Origin of the sequence: Tenggerimyces flavus, from assembly GCF_016907715.1 — a bacterium.
GTDB classification, from domain to species: domain Bacteria; phylum Actinomycetota; class Actinomycetes; order Propionibacteriales; family Actinopolymorphaceae; genus Tenggerimyces; species Tenggerimyces flavus.
In genome coordinates this window covers 3,914,738-3,938,973 of record NZ_JAFBCM010000001.1, presented here as the reverse complement: position 1 = coordinate 3,938,973, position 24,236 = coordinate 3,914,738, and the positions used below count along the sequence as shown (strand labels likewise).

General features: G+C 69.3%; 17 protein-coding genes. 9 read left to right on the top strand and 8 right to left on the bottom strand.

What is annotated here, in order from left to right; genetic code table 11:
• Positions 1-180 precede the first annotated feature (180 nt).
• From JOD67_RS18395 to JOD67_RS18380, 4 genes are all read right to left on the bottom strand, one after another.
• Positions 181-1,170 carry a CU044_5270 family protein gene (locus JOD67_RS18395; protein ID WP_205118837.1) on the bottom strand — a complete coding sequence of 330 codons (990 nt, stop codon included), beginning with the start codon at positions 1,168-1,170 and terminating at the stop codon, positions 181-183.
• Complete coding sequence (locus tag JOD67_RS18390; RefSeq protein WP_205118836.1) at positions 1,167-1,727, bottom strand: RNA polymerase sigma factor; 561 nt, start codon at positions 1,725-1,727, stop codon at positions 1,167-1,169. The genes JOD67_RS18395 and JOD67_RS18390 overlap by 4 nt, the downstream gene beginning before the upstream one ends.
• Positions 1,728-1,970: 243 nt before the next feature.
• Positions 1,971-3,944, bottom strand: a complete 1,974-nt coding sequence (locus tag JOD67_RS18385; RefSeq protein WP_205118835.1) for a protease-associated domain-containing protein — start codon at positions 3,942-3,944, stop codon at positions 1,971-1,973.
• Between the two features lie 87 nt (positions 3,945-4,031).
• A complete protein-coding gene (locus tag JOD67_RS18380; RefSeq protein ID WP_205118834.1) occupies positions 4,032-4,472 on the bottom strand; it encodes a LysM peptidoglycan-binding domain-containing protein in 441 nt (146 codons plus the stop codon).
• Positions 4,473-4,708: 236 nt separating this feature from the next.
• Here JOD67_RS18380 and lexA point away from each other — a divergent pair, with 236 nt between their 5' ends.
• The gene (gene lexA, locus JOD67_RS18375; protein ID WP_205118833.1) at positions 4,709-5,449 is read left to right on the top strand and encodes a transcriptional repressor LexA; all 741 of its coding nucleotides are present in this window, start codon (positions 4,709-4,711) and stop codon (positions 5,447-5,449) included.
• Positions 5,450-5,739: 290 nt separating this feature from the next.
• The gene (locus tag JOD67_RS18370; protein WP_205118832.1) at positions 5,740-6,564 is read left to right on the top strand and encodes a hypothetical protein; all 825 of its coding nucleotides are present in this window, start codon (positions 5,740-5,742) and stop codon (positions 6,562-6,564) included.
• A gap of 184 nt (positions 6,565-6,748) precedes the next feature.
• On the opposite strand, the gene JOD67_RS18365 is transcribed toward JOD67_RS18370, so the two are convergent.
• A complete protein-coding gene (locus JOD67_RS18365; RefSeq protein ID WP_205118831.1) occupies positions 6,749-8,794 on the bottom strand; it encodes an ATP-dependent DNA helicase in 2,046 nt (681 codons plus the stop codon).
• Positions 8,795-8,997: 203 nt separating this feature from the next.
• On the opposite strand from JOD67_RS18365, the gene JOD67_RS18360 reads away from it, so the two are divergent.
• On the top strand, positions 8,998-10,641 hold the full coding sequence (locus JOD67_RS18360) for a glycoside hydrolase family 183 protein (RefSeq protein WP_205118830.1): 1,644 nt from the start codon (positions 8,998-9,000) through the stop codon (positions 10,639-10,641).
• Positions 10,642-10,708: 67 nt separating this feature from the next.
• Here JOD67_RS18360 and JOD67_RS18355 read toward each other — a convergent pair whose 3' ends face one another.
• On the bottom strand, positions 10,709-12,103 hold the full coding sequence (locus JOD67_RS18355; RefSeq protein WP_205118829.1) for an FAD-binding oxidoreductase: 1,395 nt from the start codon (positions 12,101-12,103) through the stop codon (positions 10,709-10,711).
• Positions 12,104-12,220: 117 nt separating this feature from the next.
• Between JOD67_RS18355 and JOD67_RS18350 the strand changes: the two genes are divergently transcribed.
• Positions 12,221-14,083: a S9 family peptidase gene (locus JOD67_RS18350; protein WP_205118828.1), complete on the top strand. Its 1,863-nt coding sequence runs from the start codon at positions 12,221-12,223 to the stop codon at positions 14,081-14,083.
• Between the two features lie 61 nt (positions 14,084-14,144).
• Here the strand turns inward: JOD67_RS18350 and JOD67_RS18345 are convergent, their stop codons facing one another.
• Positions 14,145-14,816 (bottom strand): TetR/AcrR family transcriptional regulator, encoded by a 672-nt coding sequence (locus tag JOD67_RS18345; RefSeq protein ID WP_205118827.1) that lies wholly within the window; start codon positions 14,814-14,816, stop codon positions 14,145-14,147.
• Between the two features lie 63 nt (positions 14,817-14,879).
• On the opposite strand from JOD67_RS18345, the gene JOD67_RS18340 reads away from it, so the two are divergent.
• The 5 genes from JOD67_RS18340 to JOD67_RS18320 all read left to right on the top strand — a co-directional run bounded on the left by JOD67_RS18340 (position 14,880) and on the right by JOD67_RS18320 (position 22,046).
• On the top strand, positions 14,880-16,427 hold the full coding sequence (locus JOD67_RS18340) for an MFS transporter (protein ID WP_205118826.1): 1,548 nt from the start codon (positions 14,880-14,882) through the stop codon (positions 16,425-16,427).
• Between the two features lie 134 nt (positions 16,428-16,561).
• Positions 16,562-19,315, top strand: a complete 2,754-nt coding sequence (locus JOD67_RS18335; protein WP_205118825.1) for a helix-turn-helix transcriptional regulator — start codon at positions 16,562-16,564, stop codon at positions 19,313-19,315.
• A gap of 29 nt (positions 19,316-19,344) precedes the next feature.
• Entirely contained in the window at positions 19,345-19,497 is a 153-nt protein-coding gene (locus JOD67_RS18330) for a citrate/2-methylcitrate synthase (RefSeq protein WP_239553903.1), read from the top strand.
• Between the two features lie 724 nt (positions 19,498-20,221).
• Positions 20,222-21,475, top strand: coding sequence for an HNH endonuclease signature motif containing protein (locus tag JOD67_RS18325; RefSeq protein WP_205118824.1), 1,254 nt, complete (start codon positions 20,222-20,224; stop codon positions 21,473-21,475).
• 292 nt (positions 21,476-21,767) lie between these two features.
• Positions 21,768-22,046, top strand: a complete 279-nt coding sequence (locus JOD67_RS18320; RefSeq protein ID WP_205118823.1) for a hypothetical protein — start codon at positions 21,768-21,770, stop codon at positions 22,044-22,046.
• Here JOD67_RS18320 and JOD67_RS18315 read toward each other — a convergent pair.
• Positions 22,036-24,087, bottom strand: coding sequence for a hypothetical protein (locus JOD67_RS18315; protein WP_205118822.1), 2,052 nt, complete (start codon positions 24,085-24,087; stop codon positions 22,036-22,038). The two genes, JOD67_RS18320 and JOD67_RS18315, sit on opposite strands and share 11 nt — an antisense overlap.
• Positions 24,088-24,236: the final 149 nt, after the last annotated feature.

The following is a 24,236-nucleotide window of genomic DNA, read 5'->3' as shown; positions in this document are numbered from 1 at the left end:
CTACCTGTGGATGACTTACAGCCGTGTAACTACTAGATGTAGGGGTAATCTACGTCGCCGAACACCAGCATGCAAGCTTCCGCGTGTCGTTTCGCGGATCGTGTCATCGGCGCAGGTCAGGCCGCCTGGGCCGGCGTTTTGGGGTGGTTTGCGGGAGCCGATTCGGTGACGGAGCGTGTTTCACCTGGCGGATTCTTTGCCGCCGACCGCCCGGACCACGCGCTGCTCGGAGGAGGACCAGGCGAGCACGGTGCCGCTGGAGATGTCCACCGTCCGGAGGCCGAGCACCTGCCCGGAGTCGACGTCCACGATCAGCTCCTCGCGGGTCCCGTTCGGCATCCCGTACCCGATCGCGACGCCCGAGCGACCGGCGAGATCGGCACGCTCGGTGAGCTCGCGGACGCCGGGCAGGAGCGCCGCGGCGCGGAAGAGCGCGGCCCGTTGCGCCGGCTCCAGCAGGACACCGGCCTCGCTGAGCAGATCGCCGATCCGGGTGAACGTGCGTTGGTCGACGGACGGCTTGGCCGACCCTCGCGGCGGCGGACCGTACGCGGTCTCCACCTCTTCGCGCAGCCGCGCGACCACCTGGTGCGGGTCGGTCGGGATCGCCGCCAGGTAGGCGCGCACGGGAAGCTCTGCGCGGTTCGGCGTGGTGGTCGAGCGCTGCTGGACGGTCTGGTACGTCGAGCCGTACGCACTCAGCCGGGCCGCGTCGTCCGCCGTCAGCGGTCGGGCGTGGAGCCCCGTCGTGGTGTCGATCCGGACGGCGCGCAGCGTGTCGGCCGGCGCCCAGGTCTCGATCAGGCTCTCCGACTCGTACCGAGCCTCGCCGTCCTTGCCGAACACCGAATTGACGGCGAGCTGCCGCGTGCGTGCGTAGACAAAGCCGTCGCCCGGAAGCGCGGTCGGCGCGCTGCCGGCCGCCCGCGCGGCGACCAGCTCGAGCGTGGCGCGGGCGTCGTCCGCCGGCACGGAGGCCGATCGCGTCAGCACGACCAGCGCGAGGACGGCGAACGCGACCGCGGCCGAGACGAGCGTCGGCCAACGCCACGGTGCCGGCGAGCGTCGCTGGGGGGTGAGGACGCGGCGGCGAATGCGTGCGAGCGCCTCGGGCGGCGGCTCATCGGCCGCGTCGTAGTACGCGCGCAGCCGCTCGTCGAGATCGGTCATGACTCACCTCCGTGCGCCGCCTGCAGTCGCTGGCGAGCGCGGTGCAACCGGGACATCACGGTGCCGGCGGGGATGCCGAGTGCCTCGGCGATCTCGGCGTAGCTCAGCCCGGCCGCGAACAGGAACAGCACGTCGCGGTGCCGCGCGGACATCCGGGCCAGCTCGGCGGCGATCGTGCGTACGCCTGCCTCGGCATCGGCTCGTTGGACCGCGCGCTCCGCCATGGGTGCCTCGGGGACGGGCGCGGGCAGCCGGGCGACCAGCCGCTGGTAGCGGGTCTCGGCGGCCCGGTGCCGGCGGATCACGTTCGTCGCGATGCCGAACAGCCACGGCAGCGCGCTCGCGCGGGTGTGGTCGAACCGGTCGCGTCGTTCGTACGCGATGAGGAACGTGTCCGCGACCGCGTCCTCGACCGCCGCGGGCCCGACGCGGCGCACGCAGTACTGGTAGAGCACGTGGGCGTGCCGGTCGAAGAGCACGCCGAACTCGGCCGCGCCGGCGCCCATCAGCTCGGCGTCGGTCAGCACGGCCACCGCGTCGTCGGCGGTGCGTTCCACATCGGTTCTTCGGCGCAGGCTCGCAACCTATTCCGTCTAGCCATATGGTCGCGCTGGCGCGCTCCGGAGCCGGGTGCTTGAAGTGGCCCCGACCACGGCACCCGGCTAGCCATATGGTCGCGCTGGCGCGCTCCGGAGCCGGGTGCTTGAAGTGACCCCGACCACGGCACCCGGCTAGCCATATGGTCGCGCTGGCGCGCTCCGGAGCCGGGTGCTTGAAGTGACCCCGACCACGGCACCCGGCTAGACTCCGAACGCGCGCAGGATCGTCTGCTCGACGCGGTTGCCGGCGGTGTCGACCGCTCGCGCTCGCAGCGAGACGTAGCCGGACGGCGGCGTGCGTACGTCGACCCGCCAGCCGGCCAGCGTTCGCCGCACCGAGACCTGTTGCCAGGTGCGCCCGTCGTCGGCCGACGTCCACACGCTCAGCTGCTTCGCTCGGACCGAGACTCCTCCGCGTTCGACGTACGCGGGAATCGAGATCCGGCGGTCGGCGCGGACTCGGTTGAGGACGTCGACCTTCGGGTCGAAGCGAACCGTCACCAGCGGAAGGGACTCGCCTTCGTTCGCTGCCGACGAACGGAACGTCCAGTCCGCCTTGACGGTCCGCGAGAGCGGCCACCAGTCGGTCTCCCGGATCGCCTCGGCGATCAGCCGGTAGGTCGACTCCCCCGCCTGGACAGGGATGCGCGCCCGCGACGGCCTCGGCACGCGTTGGACGAGAGCGCCGTCGCGGTAGAGCGCGATCGATCCCTCGTCGCCGATCTCGGGGAGCGCCTCGCGTGGACGCCCGGCGGCGTCGCCGAACATCGGAAACGCGAGGTCGAGCGCGCCGTCCTTGCGCCAGGCCCACGGTCGTCTTCCGTACGTGCGGTCCTCCGTGGCGCCGCGGAACGTGGGACCCGCGACCGCCTTGTTCCAGGCGACGCTGTGCGTCCGGCCGCGGACCAGCCGTTCGGTGGTGGACGCGCAGCCCGTGCCCGGCCCGCAGGCGGACAGCCTCCACGTGCCAGGCGTGAAGTACTCGAGGCGAGTTGTCGGCGCGACGGTGGGCTCGGACGTAAAGAGGAACACGTCGCCGCCGGCGATCGTGGTCACGGCGGAGACCTCGCGCAACGGGTGGGCGGCGTCACCGTGGTACGTCGTACGTACGGCCGCCAGGTCGCGGGTGCGCGGTCGCAGCACCCGGGCCTTGCTCAGGTCGGTGTCGCCGCCGTACGCGAGCTCGTACCGGCGGGTCGGGCGTCGATCGAGGACGACCGACACGGTTCGTTCGGCCGCCTTGACCCGTGCCAGGAACCGCCGGCCGGTCACGGTGTTGCCTTCGAGAGTCGGCAACGCGGGAGCTTCCTCCGCCTCGGCGGCGGCGATCCAGTCGCCGCTCGCCGGGCTCACCACGACGTAAGCGAGTTTGGCCCCGGCGGCCTTGATGTTCGCGGTCCGGCGGAACGCCTCGGCATAGGTGGTACCGCTGGGGAGCTCGATCGCGACGAGCTTGCCGCGCGCGTCGACGCGGGCCAGGTCCGCAGTGGTGCCGCCCCCTGCGTAGACGGCGGTGAAGGTGCCACGCAGCTGGGGTACGGGTGAGTTGAGGAAGCCGTACGCGGCGACCTCGAAGCCATCCGCTCCGAGCAGGTGGAGCTCGAGCTGGGGCTCTGCGGCGCGGCGGATCTGGGAGTAGGCGAACGTGGGCGAACCGGCGCCTGGGACCGTCGCGGCGTAGGTCGGGTGGTACCGCGGGTCGAACTCTTCGTACGTGCCGACAGTCTCGCCGGCGATGCGGGCGTAGCGATGGAAGCTGTACGCGCCGCCGCGAGCGGCCGGGTCGTCCGAGCTCAGGCCGACAGGCTTACCGAGGCGCGCGTCGAGGGTGAGCGTGGTGTCGCCATTGATGCGCAGGTCGGGGTGGGAGATGAAGCTGTACGACGGCTCGAGCCCAGGGCGCGGGGTGCGGATGGTCGCATGGACGGCGTACCGGCCCTGCCGGAGGACGATCCGGCCTGGATCGCCTCGGTAGATGAAATCGGGATCGTCGAGCTTGAAGATGTCGATGGACGGCACCGTCGCTGCCGGTGCGGGCTGGCCGGCGCGGTCAAGGAGCCGAACGGTCAGCGTGAACCGTTCCGGGAAGATCTGTGGCGCCGCGGCGGCACTGCCGGCCGGGGCGAGCAGGGCGCCGATCAGGAGCACGGGCAGAACGAGGCCTCGAAGCGTCATGCCCGTTCTTCGTCGACCAGCTCGATTCGATTCCGTGGGTGAGGCCGAGGAGGCAGGCGTTCGAACCTCGGCGACTCAGCGGCCGGTCTAGCGAGACAGCGGGACGCGCAACTCGGTGCCGGCTTCGACGGCGCCGGCGTCCTTGATCCCGTTCAGCCGCATGATCTGGTCGACGGTCGCGCGGACGTCCTCCGAGGGCGCGGCGCGCTTGGCGATCTGCCAGAGCGTCTGGCCCGGCTCGACCATCACCGTGGCGGTCCGCTCCGGCACGGACGCGTCGGCGGCGGGGGCGATCTTCAGTGCCGCGAGGCCGGCGAGGGCGATCAGCACCGCGGCGACGACCGCAACGCCGAGAGCCAGCACGAGCCGGCCGCGCCTGGTCAGCTGGACGGGGCGCTCGGAGAAGTCGAGCGTCCGCTCCTCCGGCGCGAGAGCGCAGGAACGTACCCGTTCCGGGGCTGGCAACCGCACCACCGTCGGCCGCACATTGCGCCTGCGGGCCGGCCGCGTCGTCGTGGTGACACCCATTCCTACCGCCTCCTTGCTCGAACTATTGTTCGATCGAACGCCTGTACGAAGTTGTACACCAACCCACCGACAAGCCCAAGGAGCGATCGAATATTTGTTCGAGCGTGTCGCGCGACACGCCAGTTCGAACAGATGTTTGAAAGTGTCCAAGTCAGGGCCTAACGTGACCACCAACGCCCCACTCGCCCAGCCTCGAGCCGGCCTCACCGCCGGCCACTCGCCCGAAGGAGATCGCCATGCCGAAGGGGAAGCGCGCGGGCCAGGACAGCCAGACCGCCGCGGTACGAGAGCTTCCTGACGGCCCGCCGGACGCTTCCGGCCTCACGCCGCGGCAGCGCCGCATCCTCGAGGTCATCCGGGAGTCCGTCGACAAGCGCGGCTATCCGCCGGCGATGCGGGAGATCGGCGACCTGGTCGGCCTGACCTCGTCCTCGTCGGTCGCCCACCAGCTCAAGGTCCTGCAGGAGAAGGGATTCCTGCGCCGCGACCCGAACAGGCCGCGCGCGCTCGAAGTGCTCGCTCCGCACGACCAGCCCCGCCGTTCGGTCGGCGCGGCCAGCGACGCGACGTACGACGAGACCGGCCTCGGCGAGCTGCGCCCGACCCCGACGTACGTGCCGGTGGTCGGCCGGATCGCCGCCGGTGGCCCGATCCTCGCCGAGCAGGCGATCGAGGAGGTCATGCCGCTGCCGCGGGACCTGGTCGGCGACGGCGAGCTGTTCATGCTCAAGGTGCGCGGCGACTCGATGGTGGACGTGGCGATCTGCGACGACGACTGGGTGGTCGTTCGGCAACAGCAGAACGCCGAACAGGGCGAGATCGTGGCGGCGATGCTCGACGGCGAAGCGACCGTGAAGACGTTCCGCCGGCGCGACGGCCACGTCTGGCTGCTGCCGCACAACCCCGCGTACGAGCCGATCAACGGCGACGACGCGGTGATCCTCGGCAAGGTCGTGGCGGTCCTCCGCCGCGTCTGAGCCACTCGGATTCCCCGACAGCAACCGCGCCCCGGAGTTTCCGTGGCGCGGTTGTTGTTTGTGCGCCTAAGCCTCAATACAGAGAGCGACGAGATCTTGACAATTCGTAGATAGCTGCGAACTATGTGTATTACGTCCGATCTGAGTGAGTAAGACCATTCGGATCGAATGTGTGGTTTTAGGGCTTCACTACGGGGCGCAGTGGAGCAGCCTCCTCCATGGGCTGCTCTGCTCGGAAGGAAAGGAGATCGCTTCGCGCGATCACCGGGTCCAGGGAATGGGAGGGGCCCGTGGTCTGGCAGATCTTCCAAGCGTGGAGGTGTCTTAGCACCATGGCGAAAATCCATACCCGGATCGCGGCCGTCATTCTCGGAATCGCGATGCCTGTCGCCGCGGCCATTCCGGCCTCGGCGGCAATCACGGCCGGAGATTCCGACCGCGACAGCAGGAGCATCGAGCGGATCGACCGCCTCGAGCGGATGTTGAACCTGGACAAGGGCGAGCTGCGTGAGAAGCTCGCGAAGGTCGACACATCGAACCTCGACCCGGCGCAGCTCAAGAAGCTGAACAGACTGTCCGACCGGGCCGTCGACGAGAGCGACCGGATCGACCGCAAGCGCACCGCGATGATGCGCTTCGGGGCACCCGCTGCCGACAGCAACGCCGAAGCCGACCTGCCGGTGCCGGGGCTTCCCGACACCAGCCTGTTGACCGGTCTGTTGCAGCAGATCCTGGACCTGGTCAAGGGCCTGCTCGCCTCACTCGGCCTCAGCCTGCCGGACCTTCCGGTACCGCTGCCGGCCCAAGCCAGCGACGCCGAAGCCGAAGGGCTTCCCGGGGTGCCGGGGCTGCCCGACACCAGCGTCCTGACCGGCCTGCTGAAGCAGATCCTGGACCTGGTCAAGGGCCTGCTCGAATCGCTCGGCCTCGGCCTGCCGGACCTTCCGGTACCGCTGCCGGCGAGCGAAGAAGACGCCGCGGGGCTGCCCGGCGGCCTGGACACCAGCTTCCTGACCGATCTGATCGACCAGGTGCTGAGTGTCGTGATGGATCTTCTGTCTGGCCTGGGCCTGGGTGGTTCCGTACCGGACCTGCCCGTCCCGCTCCCGGAGTGACCGCTTAACCGCGAGCCCTCAAGGAAAATGGTCGCCCAGGTACCCGCCCGACCCCGGCAGGTGTACCTGGGCGACCCGTATCTATGGGTCCGCACCGGTCGGCGGCTTGACGCGTCGCCTCGTCGACGTGGGGCATCGACGAAGCAACGCGGCCGCCGACGCTCTTGCGACCGGTTTAGCCAGGTCAGCTCGCCTCGGACGCCGCGGTGTCGCGCAACCGACGCAACGCACCGAGCGCGATCTCGCGGTCGTGGGTGAACCACATCGGCGGTAACGAACCCTTGAGGAAGTTGCCGTACCGGGCAGTCACCAGGCGCGGATCCAGCACCGCCACGACGCCCTTGTCGGAGGAACGGCGGATCAGCCGCCCCACTCCCTGCGCCAGCAGCAGGCCGGCGTGCGTCGCCGCCACTGACATGAAGCCGTTGCCGCCGGCCTCGTCCACCGAACGTTGCCGCGCCGACATCAGCGGGTCGTCCGGCCGCGGGAACGGGATCCGGTCGATCACCACCAGCTGACACGTGTCCCCCGGCACGTCCAACCCCTGCCACAGCGACAACGTCCCGAACAGCGACGTCGCCGGGTCCTTCACGAAAGCCTTCTGCAGCTCCGGCAACTGCCCCTCCCCCTGGCACAGCACGGTGACGCCGAGCTTGTCGCGGACGGCGCTCGCCGCCTCCTCCGCCGCCCGGCGGGACGAGAACAGCCCCAACGTCCGTCCGCCGGCTGCCTCGATCAGCGCGCACAGCTCGTCCAGCACCTTCTCCGAGATCCCACCCCGACCCGGCGGCGGCAGCTTGCGCGCGACGTACAGGATCGCCTGCTTGCCGTAGTCGAACGGCGAGCCCACATCCAAAGCCCGCCAGGGCAACGGCTCGACCACGTCGCCGTCGACCTTCTCCACCGGCGCCTTCTTCGCGGGTGCGTCGCCCTCGGGAACGAGGTCGACCGGCCGCAGCCCGACCGAGCGCGCCGTCGAGTCGAAGTCCCCGCCGACGGTGAGCGTCGCCGAGGTCAGGATCGCCGTACGGTTCGCGAACAGCCCGCTCCGCAACAGCCCCGCCACCGACAGCGGCGCCACCCGGAGCTCTGGCCCGCCTCGTTCGCGCTCGGCGATCCAGACGACGTCGTACGCCGAGATCGTCGCGATGCGTTCGGCGACGTCGCGGATCTGGTCGACGAGCACCTTCGCCTGCCGGCGCGCGGCCTCGCGTTCGGGCTGGTCCTTGATCTCCTCCGGGAACGCCGAGAACGCCGTCCGCGCGCCGTCGCGCACCAACGCCACCGCCTCGGCCAGCGCGGGCGCCAACGTCTCGACCCGGCCCGGCTCGGCGACCGCGAGCGCCATCCGTAGCGCCTCGCCGGCCTCGTCCAGCGGCTCGGCCTCACCGTCGTCGCAGAACGCGCGGGCTCGCCGCGCGGCTCGTTCGACCACGCCCGGCGACAGCTCCGCCGACGCCGACGCCGTCACCCGCGCGGCCAGCTCGTGCGCCTCGTCGATCACCACGACGTCGTAGTCGGGCAGGATGTGGAAGTTCTCCAGCGCGTCGATCGCGAGCAGCGTGTGGTTGGTGACGAGGACGTCGGCCGACATCGCTCGGGTCTTCGCTCGTTCGGCGAAACATTCCAGCCCATAAGGACATTTGTCCGCGCCGATGCACTCGCGCGCGCTCACCGCGACCTGGTACCAGGCCCGGTCCTGGTGCGACGGCGCGTGGTCGCGGTCGCCGGCGCCACCGTTCGACGACTCCTTCTTGGCCCACTCGCGCAGCTCGAGCACCGACCGCCCCAACGGGCCGGTCGGCTGTGCCTGGATCAGCTCGCCCTGGTCGTCGGGCACGCCGTCGCGTACGCGCTGCAGGCAGGCGTAGTTGCCGCGACCCTTGTAGATCGCGTACGACGGCCGCCGCGCCAGCTTCTTCTCCACCGCGTCGGCGAGCATCGGCAGGTCTCGGTCGACGAGCTGCGCCTGCAGCGCCAGCGTCGCCGTCGCGATCACGACCGGCCGTTCGCTCTTCTCCACGCGGGCGAACGCCGGCACGAGGTACGCGAGCGACTTGCCCGTGCCCGTACCCGCCTGCACCACCAGGTGCTCCTGCTCGGTCATCGCCCGGGCGACCGCGTCGGCCATCGCTACCTGGCCCGGTCGCTCGCTCCCGCCCAGCTCCTCCACAGCGGCCGCCAGAATCTCCTTCACGCGCGCCGAAGCGCTCTCATCGTGGTCGGCCATCCGGCGAGATTACCCCGACAGCGGCGGCAAGCTGACGCGGCGCACGGAGCCCGTGGATAACCGGATGTCTGTCCACAAGCCATCCACAGGGGATCACCAGCGAACCTGTCGAGAAATCCATTTCCCGCAACCGCGAGAATTCGTCGGTGGGCTCATCTAGATTGTGCGAATCCTCGTCCTGGTGCGCATCTGGAGGTACTTCCATGTTGCCGCGTTCCAAGCTTCGCCTCGTCGCGCTGAGCGTCCTGCTCGTCGGCGCGAGCGTCCCCGCCGCCGATGCGGCCGTTCCCCAGGAAGTCAAGACACTGACCCCAGCCGCCGCCTCGAACGGGAGCACGACGGTCTCCCCCGCCGAGCAGCTCGCGAAGCTCACCGGTCCCGGCTCGACGAGCGCGACCGACACGAACTGGTCGGTCAAAGCGACCGATCTGGGCATCTTGTGGGACAACGGCCGCGGCCAGGTGTTCGCGGCGTTCGGTGACACGTACGGCGCCGGCTGGACGGGGCCTGGCGGCGGTGTCGGTGACCAGGCGACCATCGACTGGCGCTGCCAGGTGCTCGGCCGCAGCTCGGACAGGAACCTCGCCGACGGCATGGCGTTCGACGACTTCGTGGTCGACCGGCCGGGACACGCGAAGGAGCTGTTCGACTGCCCGAAGCAGCCGGGCATCGTGCACACGACGATCCCGACCGCGGGCGTGACGATCGGCAAGCGCAGCTACCTGCACTACATGTCGGTCAACTACTGGGGTCCGCCCGGACGCTGGTTCACCAACGAGGGCGCGATCGCGTACTCGGACAACAACGGGCAGACCTGGAAGATCGCGCGCGACGCCAAGTGGGTGAACACGCCGGGGCGGTGGGACAACCCGTTCCAGCAGGCCGCGTTCGTGCACAAGGGCGACTACGTGTACCTGTTCGGCACGCCGAACGGGCGCGGTGGCTCGGCGCACGTCGCGAGGGTGCGCCCTGGCAAAGTGCTGGAGAAGTCTTCGTACGAGTACTGGACCGGCACGCGCTGGTCGAAGGGCTCGGAGTGGATCGCGACGCCGATCGTCGTGCCGAACGTCGGCGAGCTGTCGGTGCAGTACAACGCGTACCTCAAGCGCTGGATCATGCTGTACATCGACGACGCGCGCGGGCTGAACGGGCAGCCGGACATCGTGTTCCGGGAGGCTACGTCGCCGCAGGGGCCGTGGAGCGGGGAGCAGGTGGTGGCTTCGGGGCAGCAGTTCACGGCGTTGTACGGCTCGTTCATTCACCCGTGGAGCAAGGGGAACCAGCTCTACTTCGCGATGTCGCAGTGGCTGCCGTACAACGCGTTCCTGATGCGGACGACGTTGACGAAGTCCTCCGGGCCTTTGTCACTGCTGTCGGAGCCGTCGTTCGAGGGGCAACTTTCCGGCGAGAAGGCCCCGTGGGTGACCGGGCCGGGATCGGGTCTCGACTTCGACGCGGGTGGCGCGCGGACGGGGAAGAACAACGCGTGGGCCAACACCTCGTCGGGTTGGAGTGATGTCAAGCAGCAGTTCGCGGTCCAGCCGCACCGGAAGTACCGGTTGACGGGCTGGGTGCGGACGTCGGCGAACAACAACAACGCCTACTTCGGCGTGCGCCTGGTCGGCGGCGGGGTCTGGAAGGAGACGAAGTTCGAGCGGCACGACGCGTACACGCAGCTGACGGTCGACTTCGACAGCGGACCGCACACCGTCTTCGAGGTCTTCGCCGGCAAGTGGGCGAACGGCGGCGAGACGTGGATCCAGCTGGACGACGTGAACGTGGTCGAGACCGGCCCCTCAGCCACCGCTTCCAGCGCCCCGGCCGCCCCGCGGACCGCGATGCGCTGAGCTGCCGTTTCGAATGAGGGCGTCCCTCTGTCGAATAGATCGATAGAGGGACGCCCTCATGCGAAACCTAGGCGGGCTTGATGTTGGCGTTGCGGTGGAACACGTTGCCCGGGTCGTACGTGCGCTTGATGCTGGCCAGCCGGTCGTACTTGGCCGCACCGTAGGAGACTCGCACCCGGTCCTCGTCGGCGTCGATCAGCGCGTTCACGTAGATGCCGACGCCGAGGCCACGCGGGTGGAGCGCCTCCCAGAACTCACGGACCCAGTCGTGCTCCGCGACCAGTGCCTCGGCGGTCGGGCACACGCCGACAACGAACACGTTGTACCGGGGCGACCGTCCACCGCTGAACGCCGTCTCGTCCTCGCCCACCTCCGAGTAGGCCTCGTCGAGCCGGTAGACCAGCATCACCGACAGCGGCGAGGTCTTGCGCGGTACGTACTCGGTGATCACCTCGATCGCGTCGTCGGTGAACTCCTCGAGATAGACCGCCTTGTCGTAGCAGTGGGATCCCCACGCGTTGGCCTGGTCCAGCATCTGTTGCAGCGCCAGGTACGGCAGGGGCGTGACGTGCTCGAACAGCGGCGGCACCTTCTCGCGTAGCCGCGTCAGCGCCACTTCGTGTTGTGCGTTCGACCCGAAGCCCACCACGACCAGCGCGTAGCCGGGCTGGAAGTGGTACTGCTCGGGGACGAACGGCGCCGGTGGGGCGTTCAGTGCGGCGATCACGACGTTGATCTCGCGGGGCAGGGTGGGGATGACGTCGCGGGCGAGCCGCAGCGCGTCCGGCCCTTGGTCCAGGCCCCAGAAGAGCATCCCGTACTGGACGAGTGGGCCGACCTCGTGGAGCCGGAACTCGAACTCGGTGACGACGCCGAAGTTGCCGCCTCCACCTCTTATCGCCCAGTAGAGCTCGGGATTCTCGTTCGCGTCGGCGCGCAGGATCCGGCCGTCCGCGGTGACGACCTCGGCCGAGAGGACGTTGTCGATGCTCAGACCGGCTTGGCGGGTCAGCCAGCCCATCCCGCCGCCCAACGTGAGGCCGCCGACGCCGGTGTGGCTCACCATGCCAGTGGTCGTGGCCAAACCGTACGCCTGCGCGGCTTTGTCCACGTCGCCCAATAGCGCGCCCCCGCCGACCCTCGCCCGCTTCGCTTCGGGATCGACGCTGACCTCGTTGAGCATGCTGAGATCGATGACCAGGCCGTCGTCGACCACCGACGCGCCACCCATGCTGTGCCCTCCCCCACGCACAGCGATCTCGAGCCCGTGCTCGACGGCGCCCATCACCGCCGCGCTGACATCGTCGGCGCTTTGGCACCGCGCGATCGCGGCCGGCTTACGGTCGATCGCGGCGTTCCAGACCTTTCGGGCCTCGTCGTAGCCCGGGTCGTTCGGGCCGATGACCGGCCCCTTCATCGTCGCTCGGAGAGTTCCGAGGATGTCACTGGCGAGCTGGGTCATGAGGTTCCCCCCTCATGCGATGAATAGTGAGAACAGCGTAGGCGCGTGCCTTAAAGCAGCCTTAGAGCACGGGACTACCTGGGGCGGCTGTCGCCGGGATGTGGTGGGATTCAACGCATGACCTACGACGCCGTTCCGTTGATTCCGCGCTCGGTTCTGTTCGGGAACCCGACGTACGCGATGCCGACCATCTCGCCGGATGGGCGGTGGCTCGCGTTCCTCGCGCCGGAGGAGGGGGTGCTGAACGTCTGGGTCGGCCCGATCGACGCACCAGACCAGGCGCGCGCGGTCACGCATGATCGCGGGCAGGGCATTCGCGTGTACGGCTTCACGCACGACGACAAGCACCTCTACTACCTGCAGGACGCCGACGGGGACGAGAACTGGCGGCTGCATCTGCTCGACCTCGAGAGCGGCGAGGAGCGCTGCCCCACCCCGTTCGACGGCGTACAGGTCCGCGTGCTCGGGCACAACCGGTGGAACCCCACCGTGATGATCCTCGGCATCAACAAGGACACCCCCGAGCTGCACGACCTCTACCGGCTCGACCTGGCGACCGACGAACTGGAGAAGGTCGTCGAGAACACCCCCGGCTTCGTCACCTGGCTGCTCGACACCAACCTCGACGTCCGCGGCGGCGCGTCGATGAACGAGGACGGCGGCATCACGTACTACCGGATCTCGCCGCAGACCAACGAGCCCGAGGCCTGGCTCGAGGTGCCGTCCGACGACGCGGTCACGACCGACACGATCGGCTTCTCCCGCGACGGCAGCACGCTCTACCTCGTCTCCTCGATCGGAGCGAACGCCGCGAGGCTGGTCGCGATCGACCTGGCGAGCGGCACCGAGACCGTGCTCGCCGACGATCCCGCGTACGACGTCGACGGGGTCGAGCTCGACCCGATGACGCGTGTGCCGCAGGGCGTGGTGTTCGCCAAGGACCGGTCCGAGCGGGTCTTCCTGGACCCGAGCTACTCCGCCGCGATGGCGCAGGTCGAGGCGGCGATCGGCATCGACGGCGACCTCACCGTCAACCGCACCGAGCGGACCGACCAGTTCTGGCTGATCGCGGTCGACGTGTCCGACGGGTCCGGCCGGTACTACGTGTTCGACAAGGTCACCGGCAAGGCCACCTTCCTGTTCGGGCAGCGCCCCGAGCTCGACGGCTACCAGCTCGCGGTGATGGAGCCGTTCTCGTTCAACGCGCGCGACGGACTCGAGGTGCACGGGTACGTGACGTACCCGCCGAACGTCGACCCGCAAGCGCTGCCCGCGGTGGTCAACGTGCACGGCGGCCCGTGGCACCGCGACGAGTGGGGCTACCACTCCGAGGCACAGTGGCTCGCCAACCGCGGCTACGCCTGCGTGCAGGTCAACTTCCGCGGCTCGACCGGGTACGGGAAGGCGTTCGGCAACGCGGGCGACAAGGAGTGGGGCGCCGCGATGCACACCGACCTGCTCGACGCGGTCGACCACCTCGCGTCGCTGGGACGGATCGACGCGAGCCGGGTCGCGATCTACGGCGGCTCGTACGGCGGGTACGCGGCCCTCGCCGGCGCGGCCTTCACTCCGGGCGTTTTCCGTTGTGCCGTTGACATGTGCGGCCCGTCCAACCTGCTCACGCTGCTCGCGTCGCTGCCGACGTACTGGAAGCCGATGATCGCGATGATGTACGGCAAGATCGGCGACCCGGAGACCGAGAAGGACTTCCTCTGGGAGCGCTCGCCGCTGTCGCGCGTGGACGACATCGCGATCCCCGTGCTCGTCGCCCAGGGCGCGAACGATCCGCGGGTGAAGCAGGCGGAGGCGGAGCAGATCGTCGACGCGTTGAAGGCGAAGGGCCTGCCGCACGAGTACCTGGTGTTCCCGGACGAGGGCCACGGCCTCGCCCGCCCGGAGAACAGGGAGATCTACTACGCGGCGGTGGAGCGCTTCCTCGCCGAGCACCTCGGCGGCGGCCGGTCGCAGAGCGACGCCTGACCGACTTGTTGGACGGATCTCGGCCTAGAAGGCGAGATCTGTCCAACAACTCGAAGCGTCGTTACCGCTCCGGCGCGGCCCGGTGCAGGTGGTGCGTCTGCTGGGCTTGGGCGGCGGCCTCGAGCTCGAGGCTGTGCGCGAGCAGCGCCGGGTAGTCGGTGGCGATCCCGTGCAGCAACGTCTCGACGACGTGGGAGATCTCGTTCACCTCGGTCGAGGCGTGCCCGAACAGCACGCGGTAGTGGACGAACGCGCCGATCAGGTCCAACGTCAGCCCGGCGTCGAGATCGGCGCGCAGGTCGCCGCGCGCGATCGCGCGGGTGATCGTACGAGCGACGGCTGAGCGCGGCGGGTCGAACAGCACGCACATGAACTCGTCGTGGAGCTCCGGCGTGCCCGCGCAGTCCGCGTACAGCGGCCCGAGGACGTCCGGCGGCATCCGGCGGAACGAGCCGATGAAGACGCTCAGGCACTCGCCGAGATCGCAGATCGTGCAGCCGGTGTCGGGCGTGTCGATCTCGCCGAGCTCTCGCGCGAGCGCGGCCAGCACCAGGCGTTCGCGCCCGGCCCAGCGGCGGTAGATCGCCGGCTTGGTCGTCCCCGCCTGCCGCGCGACCTCCTCGAGCGTGAGCCGCCGGTACCCGGTCTCGGCGAGGACGGCCAGCGTCGCGTCGAGGACGGCGGCATCGATCCGCACGTCGCGAGGACGGCCACTGGCCTGACGTGGTTGCACGGTCCAAGTCTACTCGTTAAGTTATGTTACGACTCGTAACGTAATTCCGAGAGGACCTCCGATATGTCTTCGACCGTCGCACCACCGGTCCTTACGGGTACGCCGCGGCGCTGGCTGGGCCTCGCAGTGCTGGCCCTTCCGATCCTGCTGCTCGCCCTCGACAACAGCGTGCTGTTCCTCGCCGGCCCGCAGCTCGCGGCCGACCTCCGCCCCAGCGGCCCGCAGCTGCTGTGGATCCTGGACGTGTACGGCTTCCTCATCGCCGGGTTCCTCGTCACGATGGGCGGCCTCGCCGACCGCATCGGCGCCCGCCGGCTGATCCTCGTCGGCGCGGTCGCGTTCGGCGCGCTCTCGATCCTCGGGGCGTACTCGACCTCCGCCGAGATGCTCATCGTCTCCCGCGCACTCCTCGGGGTGGCCGCCGCGACGCTGATGCCGGCGTCGCTCGTCCTCGTGCGCCAGCTGTTCACCGACCCGAGGGAACGCGGCCTCGCGTTCGGCATCTGGACCGCCTGTTTCTCCGGCGGAACGGTGCTCGGGCCGGTCGTCGGCGGCGCGCTGCTGGAGTCGTTCTGGTGGGGTTCGGTCTTCCTGCTCGGCGTTCCGGTGATGGTGCTGCTGCTCGTACTCGGTCCGATCGTGCTGCCGGAGGTACGGAACGCCAACACCACAAGCCGAATCGACCTCGTCAGCGTCGCGCTCTCGCTCGGCACGGTGCTGCCCGCGATCTACGGACTGAAGCAGCTCGCCGAGGAAGGCCCGCGACCGATCGCGCTGCTCGCGATCGCGGCCGGGCTGATTCTCGGCTGGCGGTTCGTCCGTCGTCAACGTCGCCTTGACAACCCGTTGTTGGACGTCCGGCTCTTCGCCTCGCGTTCGTTCTGCGCCGCACTCGGCATGCTGCTCGTCGCGATGATGGTGCTCGCCGGCGGGTACCTGTACATCGCGCAGTACCTCCAACTCGTCGACGGACTCTCGCCGCTGCGCGCCGGACTGTGGATGATGCCCGCCGCGCTGAGCGAGATGGCGGTCGCCGTGCTGGCTCCGCTGCTCGCACGGCGGCTGCGGCCGGCATACGTCGCCGCGGCGGGGCTCGCCGTGACCGCGGTCGGGTTGGCGGTAATCGCCGGGGTGGGTGGCGGTACCGGGCTCGGCTTCCTCATCGCCGGTGCCGTCCTGGTGCACATCGGCGCCGCGCCGACGATGGTGCTGAGCACCGACATCGTGGTCGCGTCGGCGCCACCGGAGAAGGCGGGCTCGGCCGGCTCGATGCTCGAGACCAGCGGCGAGTTCGGCGTCGCGGTGGGCATCGCGGCGCTCGGCGCGCTCGGGACGTTCGTCTACCGGGATCGGCTCGTCGACACGATGCCGGCCGGCCTCGACGAGCAGGCGGCCGAGGCCAGCCAGGACACGTTGGCGAGCGCGACCGAGGTCGCCGAACGGCTGCCCGCCGACACCGGACCGGCCCTGCTCGACGCCGCGCGCGAGGCGTTCGTCGACGGCATGCAGACCGTCGCCGGCATCACCGCCGTCGTCGTTGCCGCCCTCGCCGTCGTCGCCGTCGTCCTGCTGCGCCGCATCGAGCCCACCAACCAACGGCAGGAACCATGAGGTCGTACCGCTGGCCGGCATGGGTGCTAGGCCTAAAGGCACCCTAAAGATCGGCGGGTGGCAGGCGTTGGCATGGCGCGATATCCGTGCAAACCGGGCGCCATTTCACGCACCTTGATGTCATGATCTAGAGCATGCGGGGGTTGATCGGACGGGACGCCGAGCTGGCCGTGTGCGAACGGCTGCTCGCCGACGTTCCGCAGCGGCCGGTCGCGCTTGTGGTCGACGGTCCCATCGGGATCGGGAAGACCGCCCTCCTCAACGCAGCCGCGGAGTTGGCGAGGGAACGCGGGTATCAGGTGCTCCGCTGCCAGCCGACCGAGCTCGAGACCACGCTCACGTACGCCGCCGTCGCCGACCTGCTCGAGCCAGTCGTAGGACTCGCGAGCGACCTCCCCACCCCGCAGCGCCAGGCCGTTGAGATCGCACTGCTCCGGCACGACGAGCCGGACCAGGTCGCCGACGAGCGCGCCCTCTGCTTCGCGACCAGAGGGCTGCTCGGCCGTTCCAGCGATCCCACCGTCCTGGTCATCGACAACGTCCGCTGGCTGGACGCCCCGTCCGTACGCGTCCTCAGGTTCGCCCTGAGACGCATCACCGACGCCCCGCTCGTCGTCATCGCGGCAAGGCGCCCCGACGACTTCGACCCGCGCCACTCCCACGGCCCCAGCGAGGCCCTCGACATCGAACGCATCCTCCCGCCCGAGGCCGTGCACCGCATCACGGTCGGCGGCATGCGTACGGGCGCGCTCCACCACCTGCTCAGAGATCAGCTCGGCCTCTCGCTCCCCCGCCAGCTGCTCGCCTCCGTGGCGACCGCGTCCGACGGCAACCCGCTGTTCACCCTCGAGCTCGGCCGCGCGATCTCCGCGCTCCCCAAGCTCCCCGCGCCGAGCCGCGAGCTGCCCGTACCGTCGAGCCTCACCGGCCTGATCGCCGACCGCCTCTCCGGCCTGGACCTCGAGACCACGCAGGCCCTCCGGCTGGCCGCCCTCGCCGCACCCGCGAGCTTCGACGTGCTCGCCGCGGCCAGCGAGCAGGACGTCGCCGACGCGCTGCAGGCTGCCGAGGAGGCTGGCCTGATCAGCCTGGGCGGCGGCCAGGTCAGGTTCACCCATCCGGTGTACGCGAGCGTCGTCCGCGCCGGCATCCCCGACCCCGAGCGCCGCAGGCTGCACCAGCGCCTCGCCGACGTGGTCACCGATGTCGAACGACGAGCCCGCCACCTCGCCGCCGCAAGCGTCGAGCCCGACGAGCAGCTCGCCGCCACGCTGGAAGACGCTGCCCGCCTGGCCAGCCGCCGCGGCGCGCTCGACGTCGCCGCCGACCTCGCCGAACAGGCGGCCGAAGCCACGCCGGAGGGCAGCCCCAACGCACCGAGGCGGATCCTGCTCGCCGGCCAGTCGCGCGCCGCTTCCGGTGACCTCGGCGCTGCCCAGCACTGGCTGACCATGCACCTCGACACCCTCCCGCTCGGTCACGACCGAGCCGAGGCCTATCTGCTGCTCGCCACCAGCTCCTGGCACGCCGACGACTCGGCCGCCGCGGAGTGGCACGCCACGTCGGCGCTCGACGCCGCGGCCGGCCACCCGATCGCCGAGGGCAGGGTGCACGCGCACCTGACGGTGATGGCGCCGGAGGACCGTTGGCTCGACCACGGCCACCGCGCGATCGAGCTGCTCCGCGGCACCGACGAGCACGAGTGGCTCGCGTTCGCGCTGTTCCAGACGTTCTACAGCGAGATTCTCAACGGCCAGCGTCCGGACCTGACCATGCTCGACGAGGGGCTGGCGCTCGAGTCGAGTCGGCCAGGTCGTCAGCACAGCACGACCGTGGGCATCTGGTACAAGGCGATCGACGACTTCGACGCCGCACGCGCGCGGTACGTGGCGATGCTGGAGCGGGCCCGGGACGCGGGCGACGAGGCGTCGGTGCTCGAACTGCTGCCGCACCTCGCCGACAACGAGTTCCTCGCCGGCGACTGGGAGCTCGCGGCGCGCTACGTCGACCAGGCGACCGCACTCGCCGGCGAGCTCGACGTACCGACGACGCAGGCGGACTTCGTCGGCCACCTGCTCGCCGCCTACCGCGGCGACTCCGCCGAGGCACGCAGCCACGGCACCGACGTGATGCGACGTGGCGACGAGGCCGGCGACACCTGGCTGGCCCGGGTGGGCATGCGCCTGCTCGCGACCGCCGAGGTCACCAGTGGCGAGTACGTGGCCGCCGCGGACCGCCTCCGCGAGATCAGCGGGCAGCTGGACAAGATGGGCCATGTCGAGCCGGTCGGCGTCCGCATCGAGCTCGACCAGCTCGAGGCGATGAGCGGCTCGGGCGCGGACGACGCCGAGCTGGCCGCGTACGTCAAGCGGCTGGACGAACGCCACGAGGTCATCCCTCGCGCCCGGCTGCGGCTCGCCGCGGCGGTCGGGCACGGGCTGATCGCCAGCCTGCGCGGGACACCGGGGGACGGTGCCGCGCTGGTCGAGGCGGCGCTCGCGGAGGTCGAGGGCGAGCCGTTGCCGCCGTTCGACCAGGCCCGCGCGCAACTCGTCGCCGGCAGGCTGCACCGCCGCGCCCGGGCCAAGGCGGCGGCGCGGCTGGCCTTGGACGCGGCGATCGCCGGCTTCGAGAAGCTGGGCGCGACCGCCTGGGTCGAGCGCGCGAAGTCCGAGCGCGACCGCATCGGCGGCAGGCCGCCGGCACCGGCCGGGCTCACGGCGACCGAGACCCAGGTCGCCAAGGCCGCGGCGGGTGGCGCGACGACGCGGGAGATCGCCGAAGCGCTGTTCCTCAGCCCGAAGACGGTCGAGGCCAACCTCACCCGGATCTACCGGAAGCTCGGCATCCGCTCGCGTGCGGAGCTCGGCGCTGTCATACGTGGTTGATCTATCGGGCTGTGGGCTTTCCGACGAAGATGTTCACGGTGCTGTTCGCCTTTGGCCGGTTGCCTGGGTGGATCGCCCAGTGGCGGGAGATGAACAACGACCCCGCGACGAAGATCGGTCGGCCGCGCCAGGTTTACGTCGGTGAGCCGGAGCGTCCTTTCGTTCCTATCGGTCAGCGGTAGTTTCTTCGTTGGATCCGTCGAACGCCCCCTCTTTTGAGGGGGCGTTTGTCGTGGGCTTCTGCTGGACTGCGACATGCACTTGGCCGACAGCGCTCAGGTCGATCTCAGCGTGGTCGGCGGTACTCCCACCCTCTCCACCATTCTCACCTCGCCCGTCGGGCCGCCACTTTCACCCACTGGGCTGTCACTTCACCCACTAACCCCGGCGACCTTGCGCGCCCGCGACCATCACCCCACCCTGACGCCGCGCATATTCCCACCTCTCCACCATCGTCCATTGCCCGGTCGCTCCTGCCTCTCTCGACCGTCACTCCCGTCCTCTCCGCCATCGCCTCTTTTGGGGGCCTGTGCTGTGCTTCTGCTCTTGCTGTTGCTTTGCCCTGCTGTGCTTGGGTGGATGAGCTGGTCGGGCTGTGGCGGCGGTCGATGGTGGTGGCCGGTCCGGGCGCGTCAAGGGCGCCTCTCTGGGGCGCTTCGCGGAGGAGAGAGGCGTCGCTACGCGACCGCTTTGCGGCCCTTGACTCGCCCCGGACCGGCCACCAGATTTTCACGCGCCGCCCCTGCCCCCGGAACAGGGTCCCGGGCAAGGCCTGCCTGCGCCTTGGGTCTGTGGCCGTGTTGCGGCTGCTTGTGGAGCCCCCGGTCTCTTGTGGTGGCGGATGAAGCCGGGAGATTTCCCTTGCCGGGTTGGGCATTAGACCGATCCGGCTGGTAGAATTGCGCTATGAAATCGACCACCTGCTCGAACACCACCGGCACCGCCGATGGTGTGTCGGCGTGGTCGATGTCCGATGACCAACTCACCACCGCACTCCTCGACAACGCCACCCAGCTGAACCAACTCCAGGGCCGCCAGCTCGAACTGATCCGCGAGGCCGACTCCCGCAACCTCGCCGTCACCGCCGGCGCCGCGAACACCGCGCAGTGGGTTGCTGGTCGGCTTCGGGTCCCGACTGCTGAGGCCGGGGCGATGGTGAAATTAGCCTCTCATCTCGACGCCGAGCTTCCGGCGACCGCGCGAGCGTTGGCTGAGGGTGAGATTTCTGTTCCGCATGCGCGGGTGATCTCGCGGGTGGTGCAGCTGCTGCCCTCCCACATTTCGACGCCGGAGCTGCGTTCCCAAGTCGAAGCCACTCTGCTGAAGCAAGCCGCGACCTTCGACCCCAAAGTCTTGTCGAAGGTCGGGAACAGGCTCTTGGAGACCGTCGCTCCCGATCTTGCCGACCAGGTCCTGGAACTGAAGCTCAAACAAGAAGAAGCCAGCGCCGAACGGGACCGGTTCCTGCGCATGTCCTTCGACGCCACCTCGGGGACGTGGCGGGTCACCGCCCGGCTCCCCAAACTCGTCGGAGAACGACTCAAACTCTTCCTCGACCCGCTCGCCGCACCCCAGCCCGGACCCGACGGCCGCGACACCCGCCTCCCCGAACAACGCAACGTCGATGCTCTGGATGAGGCCTGCCGCCGGTTGCTAGCCGAGCGGCTCGTTCCCTCCCATGGCGGGAACCCCACCCAGCTCGTCGTCACCCTCACGAACACTGGTGGGCGGACTCTGCACACCGGGATCGAACTGTCCCGCAAACTCGTCGACCAGCTGATGTGCGAAGCCGACCGGGCATTCTTGGTCAAGCCCGAGGACCAGCCCGGCCGCGTCACACTGCTGACCGACACCCAGCAGCGACTGTTCCAAGGCAAACTCCGCCGGTTGCTCGAGCTCCGTGATGGTGGGTGTGCGTTCCCCGGCTGCGACCGGCCACCCGGCTGGTGTCACGCCCACCATGTGGTCCCGTGGAGTAAGGGCGGTCCGACCACTCGGGACAACGGGGTCCTGCTGTGTGGGTATCACCACCGCCTGATCCACCAAGGCGCATGGCAGGTCCGAATCGCACTCGACGGATTACCCGAGTTCTTACCCCCCGACTGGATCGACCCCCAGCAACGACCACTCCGCAACCACCGCCTCACCCCAGCCGCCTAAACAGCGGCCGGGTGGCTGCGGCGCGCGTGGGGCGTTTGTCGCGGAAGGCTCCTATAACGTCCGATTTCCCTTCTGAACAACGACTTCGGCTGGGAGAAACGGCGGGTCCATATGGTCCTCAGCTGAGGACCGCACCCCCAGACTCATCTCCACCATCGTCCTCAGCATCCTCGGCCTCACCTACCTCACCGCCCTCTGGCGGTACGGCGAAGCGCTCCCCGGCATCGAGCAGGGGTGATGGCGAGGGGGTTCCCTGATTCCCCGGCACGTTCGCATTCCTTACGGTCAGCCCATGACCGAGAGCGCAGCGGCGTGGACTCCGAGGCAGGTCGTCCTCGCCGAGCACTACGAGGAGTCGGGGATCGCGCCTGACCTGACCGCCCTCGCGGCGTCCGTACCCGAGGGCGCGATCCTGGCGGCCGTCGCGATCCCGGACGACGACGTGGTGCTCCTGGTCGTGGCCGCCGACCAACTCGGCCGCGTCACCGAGGCAGCGGCGCTGGCGGGGATCCCGTTCGACCGGACGATCCCCGCCGTCATGATGGCGCCCGCCACCCGTCCTACCTGCTGATCGCGATCCGCGCCCGCAGCGGTGCCTCCGACGTCAGGTGCCACGCCGCGGTGGTCTCGAAGTCGGGGTTGCGCACGTCGAGGCCGGCGGTCCGGATGGCGTCGAACGTCGCGTCCATGAACAGCTCGCCGTACGCCTTGTCGTTGCACATCCGGAACTCCAACCGGACCTGCTTCTTGCCTTTCACGAAGTCCGTGACGTCGATTGCGCCCTGGTGGTCCGAGCCGTAGATCTGGTACCAGTCCCACGCGTCGCGGGTCGACCGCTTCCACAGCACCTCGCCGTCGATCACGAGCTGCTTGTGCTGGATGTGCTCACCGCCGAACGACCAGGTGTCACCGTGCCAGAACGAGATCTCGTACCGGTCCAGCCCGGGCTGGACTCGGACGTCCTGCCACGCGGTCGCGCAGGTCTCCCCCTCCGGCGAGGTCGTTCCCTCGGGCTGGGAGAAAGACAGCCGCCCGTTGCCGTTGAACGCGACGTTGTCGCCGCCGGTGCGCAGCTTCTTCCATTGCGCTCGTGCCCACGCCGGCGCCTCGACCTTGTGGTGCCGCACGCCGCGGAGGTCGGCGTAGACCTTGCCGATCTCGTTGATGATTCTCGCCTGGCGGTCGGCGCGGTACTGGTCGATGAACGTGCGGAAGCCCTCGTTCGTCTCGGACAGCGTCCACGCGCCGCCGTTCTCGAAGTCGCCGTTGCGTACGGTCAGCCCGCGCGCTCGTACGTCGTCGATGCTCACGTCGGTGGGCCAGTGGCCGACGCCGTTCTTGTGGAACAGGCGGAAAGCGATCGTCGCCTTCTGCTTGCCCGCCAGCGCCGCGGTGAGGTCTACCGTGGTCTTGGCCCAGGTGTAGCCGGTGTCGGCGGAGATGTCGGACTCCCAGGCGACCTGGCCGTCGACGAGTAGCTGCTTGAACTGGTAGTCCTTCAACGCCCATGGGCCAAACGGGTCGCGATGGAAGAACGTCAACTCCTTCTTGGCAGCGCGTGGGTCAACACGGACCTCCTGCTTCGCCTCCGCGTAGTCGCCGGCGGCCGTGCCCGTGAACATGTTGATGCTGAACGACAGTCGTCCGCTCCCACTGTGCCCGCGGTTGGTGTAGCTCGCCTGCTGCTCGTCCAGCGCGACGGGCGCTGCGTACGCGATGACGCCGATCACGCGGCCGTCGTCGATGTAGGGCTGCACGCGGCGCAGGATCTCGGCGACCGTGTCCTCGTGCGGCTCGATCACCGTGTCGAGGAATCGCCCTGTGTACTGGAGGAAAACCAGGTCGAGGTCGTACGGCTCGAGCGTCTGCAGCGCGGAGTCGATGCGCCGTTCGACCCAGTCGGTGTCGTTGGTGTCGGCGTTGTACCCGACGTACGGATAGATGACGCCGTCGAGCACGCCGTCGATGATCTCGAGGTTCTCGGGCGCGATCTCGCCGAAGTAGAGCGTGACGTAGAAGCCGAGCTTCGGGTTGATCGCGTCCTGCGCGGCGCGGACCTGGCTGAGGTACTCGTTGGTGAACAGCGCGCGGTTGCCCGGGCCGGAGAGGAAGTCGTCGATCGCCCAGGCCTTGATGTTCGGGTACTTCTTGGAGAGCTTGGCGATCTCGGTCGACCAGGTGATGAAGTCGAGGTCGTACGGGCGGCTGCAGTTGCCGTTCAGGTGCCTTTCCTGGTTGTTGAAGCACTCGGACGGCGGGACGAGGTAGACCCAGATGTCGATGCCCGCTCTCTGTGCCGCCGGCGCGAACTCCAGGCGCAGGTCGTCCCAGTCCTTGTCGCCGTCCCAGACGCCGTACGTGAATGTGTTGGCGTGCATCGCCTTGAGGGTCCTGATCATCGCGGGCGTGTCGAGGTGCAGGTAGCCGTCGGAGCGCGCCTTCTTCTCGCGGATGATCGCGCCGACCGTGTTGCCGCCGGTCATCGCCGACAGCACACCCTCGGGCGGGAGCTCGACGCGTCGTTCGGTGCCGGTGGCCGCGTTCGTGGGTCCGGTGGTGGCGATCACCGCCACCAGGGCCAGCAGGATGCCGAGCAGATGGCGTGTACGCATGGCCGCCCCCAGGTGTCTACGGGATTTCAGAAACTAATCCACATATCCGAAGCGACGGTAGGGCTTGCGGCAGGACGCGAGCAAGACCCGACGCCCGGGTCCGGCCATCTCACCCTCGCTCGCCGGTGTTAAGAAGTGGGTGAGAAACC

Coding starts and splice junctions, on each gene's coding strand:
- JOD67_RS18330 (WP_239553903.1), top strand. CDS start 19,345: ATGTTCACGGTGCTGTTCGCCTTTGGCCGGTTGCCTGGGTGGATCGCC.
- JOD67_RS18315 (WP_205118822.1), bottom strand. CDS start 24,087: ATGCGTACACGCCATCTGCTCGGCATCCTGCTGGCCCTGGTGGCGGTG.
- JOD67_RS18325 (WP_205118824.1), top strand. CDS start 20,222: ATGAAATCGACCACCTGCTCGAACACCACCGGCACCGCCGATGGTGTG.
- JOD67_RS18340 (WP_205118826.1), top strand. CDS start 14,880: ATGTCTTCGACCGTCGCACCACCGGTCCTTACGGGTACGCCGCGGCGC.
- JOD67_RS18365 (WP_205118831.1), bottom strand. CDS start 8,794: ATGGCCGACCACGATGAGAGCGCTTCGGCGCGCGTGAAGGAGATTCTG.
- JOD67_RS18355 (WP_205118829.1), bottom strand. CDS start 12,103: ATGACCCAGCTCGCCAGTGACATCCTCGGAACTCTCCGAGCGACGATG.
- JOD67_RS18385 (WP_205118835.1), bottom strand. CDS start 3,944: ATGACGCTTCGAGGCCTCGTTCTGCCCGTGCTCCTGATCGGCGCCCTG.
- JOD67_RS18335 (WP_205118825.1), top strand. CDS start 16,562: ATGCGGGGGTTGATCGGACGGGACGCCGAGCTGGCCGTGTGCGAACGG.
- JOD67_RS18350 (WP_205118828.1), top strand. CDS start 12,221: ATGACCTACGACGCCGTTCCGTTGATTCCGCGCTCGGTTCTGTTCGGG.
- JOD67_RS18360 (WP_205118830.1), top strand. CDS start 8,998: ATGTTGCCGCGTTCCAAGCTTCGCCTCGTCGCGCTGAGCGTCCTGCTC.
- JOD67_RS18320 (WP_205118823.1), top strand. CDS start 21,768: ATGACCGAGAGCGCAGCGGCGTGGACTCCGAGGCAGGTCGTCCTCGCC.
- JOD67_RS18380 (WP_205118834.1), bottom strand. CDS start 4,472: ATGGGTGTCACCACGACGACGCGGCCGGCCCGCAGGCGCAATGTGCGG.
- JOD67_RS18395 (WP_205118837.1), bottom strand. CDS start 1,170: ATGACCGATCTCGACGAGCGGCTGCGCGCGTACTACGACGCGGCCGAT.
- lexA (WP_205118833.1), top strand. CDS start 4,709: ATGCCGAAGGGGAAGCGCGCGGGCCAGGACAGCCAGACCGCCGCGGTA.